Annotated in this window: 4 protein-coding genes; all 4 read left to right on the plus strand. The window is 68.9% G+C overall.

Translation table 11 applies throughout. The annotated features are described in order from the left end of the window. A partial coding sequence (locus APY03_RS14825; RefSeq protein WP_232324277.1) for a TetR/AcrR family transcriptional regulator occupies positions 1–513 on the plus strand: 513 nt, incomplete at its 5' end. Next, positions 510–1664, plus strand: a complete 1155-nt coding sequence (locus APY03_RS14830) for an efflux RND transporter periplasmic adaptor subunit (protein ID WP_068677961.1) — start codon at positions 510–512, stop codon at positions 1662–1664. The genes APY03_RS14825 and APY03_RS14830, both read left to right, overlap by 4 nt. An 8-nt stretch (positions 1665–1672) precedes the next feature. Continuing rightward, entirely contained in the window at positions 1673–4912 is a 3240-nt protein-coding gene (locus tag APY03_RS14835) for an efflux RND transporter permease subunit (protein WP_068677962.1), read from the plus strand. A gap of 52 nt (positions 4913–4964) precedes the next feature. Next, the coding region (locus APY03_RS14840; RefSeq protein WP_232324280.1) for a protein-L-isoaspartate O-methyltransferase family protein at positions 4965–5462 on the plus strand (498 nt) is incomplete at its 3' end.

The raw sequence follows: 5462 nt of genomic DNA on the forward strand, positions 1-5462 counted from the left end.
GTTTCCAAGGGCACCCTCTTCCTCTACTTCCCGAGCAAGGAAGAGCTGTTCAAGGCCGTGGTGATCGAGAACCTGGCCGGCCGCTTCACCGAGTGGAACGCCGAGTTCGAGGTCTTCGAGGGCAGCACTTCGGACATGCTGCGCTACTGCATGCGCGTCTGGTGGGAGCGCGTGGGGTCCACCAAGGCCTCCGGCCTGACCAAGCTGATGCTGAGCGAAGGCGGCAACTTCCCCGAGCTGGCCGAGTTCTACCGCCAGGAGGTGGTGCGGCCCGGGCACGCGCTCCTGCGGCGCATCATCCGCCGCGGCATCGACAGCGGCGAGTTCGCGCCGGTCGACGTGGACCATGCGATCTACGCGGTGATCGCGCCGATGCTCTTCCTGATGCTGTGGAAGCACTCGGCCATGATCTGCGTCGACGGCCAGTCCGAGATCGACCCCGAGAAATACCTGGCGATCCAGGCCGAAACCGTGCTGTACGGCCTCCACATGCCGCCGAAGGCGGGCCCATGAAGCGCTACTGGAAATGGGCCGCCGCGGCGCTGGCCGTGGTGCTTCTCGCCGCGGGCGTGCTGCGCGCGCTCGAGGCTCGCCGTGCGCAGCAGGCCGCCGCGGCCTCCGCGGGCGCGCCGGTCGAGACCGTCGTGCAGCTGGCCCCCGCCGACGTGGTGCGCGCGACGAAGCGCGAGCTGGCGCAGACGCTGGCGGTCTCCGGCACGCTCAGGGCCATCGATTCGGCCCTGGTCAAGGCGCGCGTGCCCGGCGAGCTGGTGGGCCTCGCGGTGCGCGAGGGCGACACGGTGAAGGCCGGGCAGGTGATCGCCCGCATCGAGCCCGCCGAATACGAATCGCGCGTGCGCCAAGCCCGGGAGCAGGCCGAGAGCGCCCGCGCCCAGGCCGAGGTCGCGCAGCGCACCTACGACAACAACAAGGCGCTGGTGGAGCAGGGCTTCATCTCCCGCACTGCACTCGACACCTCGCAGTCCAACCTCAATGCCGCGCGCTCCACGCACCGCGCGGCGCTCGCGGCAGTGGAGATGGCCCACAAGTCGCTCAGCGACACCGTGCTCACGAGCCCCCTCAGCGGCCAGGTGGCGCAGCGCCTGGCGCAGAACGGCGAGCGCGTCTCGGTCGATGCGCGGGTGATCGAGGTGGTGGACCTGAGCCGCATCGAGGTCGAGGCCACGGTGGCCGCGGCGGATTCGGTCGCGGTGCGGGTGGGTCAACGCGCGGCGCTGCAGATCGAAGGTAGCGGCGGGCTCGGCCCCGCCGGCGCCGAGCGCAGCGTGGGCGCGAGCGTGGTGCGGGTGAACCCGAGCGCGCAGGCCGGCAGCCGCAGCGTGCTGGTCTACCTGCGGCTGGATCGCAGCGAGGGCTTCCGCCAGGGCCTGTTCGCGCAGGGCACGCTGGACATCGGGCGCACCGAGGGGCTCGCGCTGCCGCTGTCGGCGGTGCGCATCGACAAGCCCGCGCCCTATGTGCAGATGGTGATCGAGGGCCGCATCGCGCATCGGCAGGTCAAGACCGGCGCGCGCGGCCAGGTCAGCGGCCAGACGCTGGTCACAGTCCAGGGCATCGACGACGGCGCGGTCGTGGTGGCCGGGAGCGTCGGCCCGCTGCGCGAGGGCACGGCCGTGCGCCTGGCGCCGGCCACGGCGCCCTGAGGAATCCCATGTGGTTCACCCGCGTCAGCCTGAAGAACCCCGTCTTCGCGACCATGCTGATGCTGGCGCTGGTGGTGCTGGGCATCTTCTCGTACCAACGGCTGCAGGTCGACCAGTTTCCCGACATCGACTTCCCCGTGGTGGTGGTGATCACCGAATACCCCGGCGCCTCGCCCGAGATCGTGGAGAGCGAGGTGACCAAGAAGGTGGAGGAAGGTGTCAATTCCATCGCCGGCGTCAACGCCCTCACCTCGCGCAGCTACGAGGGCCAGTCGGTGGTGATCATCGAGTTCCAGCTCTACGTGGACGGGCGCAAGGCGGCCGACGACGTGCGCGAGAAGGTGTCGGCGGTGCGCCCGCTGTTCCGCGACGAGGTCAAGGAGCCGCGCGTGTTGCGCTTCGATCCGGCTTCGCGGCCGGTGTGGTCCGTGGCGGTGCTGCCTGATGGCGGGGAGGGCACCCAGCCCAGTGCCGTCGAACTCACCAACTGGGCCGACCAGGTCCTGAAAAAGCGCCTGGAGAACGTGCGCGGGGTCGGCTCGGTCACCCTGGTCGGCGGCACCAAGCGCGAGATCAATATCTACCTCAACCCGCAGGCCATGGAGGCCTTCGGCGTCAGCGCGCAGCAAGTGGTGGAGGCAGTGCGCAGCGAGAACCAGGCGCTGCCGGTGGGCGCGGTGCGCTCGCTGGAGCAGGAGCGCGTGGTGCAGATCGATGCGCGCATGGAGCGGCCCGAGGACTTCGGCCGCATCATCCTCGCGCGCAAGGGCGGCGCGCCGATCCGCATCGACCAGGTCGCGCGGGTGAGCGACGGCGCGCAGGAGATCGACAGCCTCGCGCTCTACAACGGCCAGCGCACGCTGCTGCTGTCGGTGCAGAAAGCACAGGACGAGAACACCATCCAGGTGGTGGACGGCCTGCGCAAGGCGCTGGCGGACATCCAGCCGCAGCTGCCGCCGGGCATGAAGCTGGAGCCCATCGGCGACGCCTCGCGGCCGATCCGCGTGGCCGTGGACAACGTGCGCAAGACGCTGCTCGAGGGAGCCCTGCTCACGGTGCTGATCGTCTTCCTGTTCCTCAACTCCTGGCGCTCGACCGTGATCACCGGCCTGACGCTGCCGATCGCGCTGATCGGCACCTTCTGGTTCATGGCCATGTTCGGCTTCACCATCAACATGGTGACGCTGATGGCGCTGTCGCTGTGCGTGGGCCTCCTGATCGACGACGCGATCGTGGTGCGCGAGAACATCGTGCGCCACGTGCAGATGGGCAAGGCGCCCTACGCCGCCGCGCTCGACGGCACGCAGGAGATCGGGCTGGCGGTGCTGGCGACCACGCTGTCCATCGTCGCGGTGTTCCTGCCGATCGGCTTCATGGAAGGCATCATCGGCAAGTTCTTCCACGAGTTCGGCATCACCATCGTGGCGGCCGTCCTGATCTCGATGTTCGTGAGCTTCACGCTGGACCCGATGCTGTCGAGCGTGTGGCACGACCCGTCCATCCACACGCACGGGCAGCAGGGCCAGCGCAAGGCCGGCCTTTACGACAAGACCATCGGCCGCGTCACCGGCTGGTTCGACCGCGCGACCGATCGCCTTGGCGAGGGCTACCAGTCCATCCTGCGGTGGTCGCTCGCGCACCGGCTCGCGACGATCTTCGCGGCCGTCGGCATCTTCGTTCTGAGCGTGACGATGGTCCCGCTGCTGGGCACGGAGTTCGTGCCCAAGGCCGACTATTCGGAAACCGCCATCAACTTCCACACCCCGGTCGGCTCCTCGCTCGAGGTGACCGAGGCCAAGGCCCGCCAGGTCGAAGGCGTCCTGCGCGAGATGCCCGAGGTGCGCTACACGCTCAGCACCATCAACACCGGCGACGCCCAGGGCAAGATGTACGCGAGCATCTACGTTCGCCTGGTCGACCGCAAGGATCGCAGCCGCAGCGTCGACCAGATGTCGACCGTGCTGCGCGAGCGCCTGCGCACCGTGCCCGGCATCACCGTCACCCATGTGGGGCTGCGCGACTCGGTGGGCGGCAACAAGCAGATCGAGTTCTCCCTTCAGGGGCCCGACCTGCAGGAGCTGGAGCGGCTCACGCAGCGGGTGATGGAGGCCATCCGCCCGATCCCCGGCCTGGTCGACCTCGACTCGAGCCAGAAGCCCAACAAGCCGACCGTGAGCGTGGTGCTGCGGCGCGACGCCGCCTCCGACCTGGGCCTGGGCGTGGCGCCGATCGCCGCCGCCCTGCGCACGCTGGTGGCCGGGACCACGGTGGGCAACTGGCGCGCGCCCGACGACCAGACCTACGACGTCAACGTTCGCCTCGCGCCCGAGGTACGCAACTCGCCGGCCGACCTGGCGCGCCTGCCCTTCGTCAGCACGGCCATGGGCGCCAACGCCGACGGCTCCAGCCGGATCGTGCGCCTGCAGCAGGTGGCCGAGGTGCGCGAGACCACCGGGCCCAACCAGATCAACCGGCGCGCGCTGGCGCGCGAGGTCAGCATCAACGCCAACGTCGCGAACCGCTCGGCCGGCGAGGTCTCGTCAGACATCCGCAAGGCGCTGGAGGCGATCGCATTCCCGCCGGGCTACGGCTGGCAGTTCAGCGGCTCGACCAAGAACATGCAGGAATCCTTCGGCTATGCGGTGTCGGCACTGGCGCTGGCGATCATCTTCATCTACATGATCCTGGCCAGCCAGTTCAAGAGCTTCCTGCAGCCGCTGGCGCTGATGACCGCGCTGCCGCTGACGCTCATCGGCGTGGTGCTGGCGCTGATGCTCTTCGGCTCCACGCTCTCGATGTTCTCGATCATCGGCATCGTGATGCTGATGGGCCTGGTGACCAAGAACGCGATCCTGCTGGTGGACTTCGCAATCCGCGCGCGCGAACCCGTGGTCGCCGCAGACGGCAGCACCACCCCCGGCCTGCCGCGTGCCGAGGCACTTCTGCTGGCGGCACGCGTGCGGCTGCGCCCGATCCTGATGACCACCCTGGCCATGATCTTCGGCATGGTGCCGCTGGCCTTCGCGCTCAGCGAGGGCTCGGAGCAGCGCGCCCCCATGGGCCAGGCCGTGATCGGCGGCGTGATCACCTCGTCTCTGCTGACGCTGGTGGTAGTGCCCGTCGTCTACTGCTACATGGACGACCTCGCCGCGTGGGCCAGGCGCATCTGGCGCGGCGAGAAGAAGCCGGCGCATCGCGACGGCACGGACGCGGCAAAGCCGGCCCCTAGAATCGAAAGTTTGACCTGAATCGCCCCCCAACACCCCGATAGGCACGAGGAACACCCCCATGAACGCGCCCATGAATGCCACCCACGACCTGGAGCGCCTGCGCTTCAACATGATCGAGCAGCAGATCCGCCCCTGGGATGTACTGGACCACGAGATCCTCGAACTGCTCGCGCAGATCCGCCGCGAGGACTATGTGCCCAAGGCCCATCGCAGCCTCGCATTCTTCGACATGGAACTCCCGCTCGAAGGCGCCGCCCACAAGGAGCCCGGCCAGTGCATGCTCTCGCCGAAGGTCGAGGCCCGCATGCTGCAGGACCTGCACATCAAGAAGCACGAGACGGTGCTCGAGATCGGCAGCGGCTCCGGCTTCATGGCCGCGTTGCTGGCGCACCGCGCCGCGCAGGTGCTCACGCTGGAAATCGATCCCGGCCTCGCAGCGGTGGCGGCCGAGAACCTGGGCCGCAATGGCGTAAGCAACGTCGAAGTTCGCAACGCCGACGGCTCGGTGCCGCTGCCCAGCGGCCCGACCTTCGACGTGATCGTGCTCAGCGGCTCGGTCGCTCGCCTG

Source organism: Variovorax sp. WDL1 (assembly GCF_001541225.1).
Lineage (GTDB): Bacteria > Pseudomonadota > Gammaproteobacteria > Burkholderiales > Burkholderiaceae_C > Variovorax.

Coding starts and splice junctions, on each gene's coding strand:
- APY03_RS14835 (WP_068677962.1), top strand. CDS start 1,673: ATGTGGTTCACCCGCGTCAGCCTGAAGAACCCCGTCTTCGCGACCATG.
- APY03_RS14830 (WP_068677961.1), top strand. CDS start 510: ATGAAGCGCTACTGGAAATGGGCCGCCGCGGCGCTGGCCGTGGTGCTT.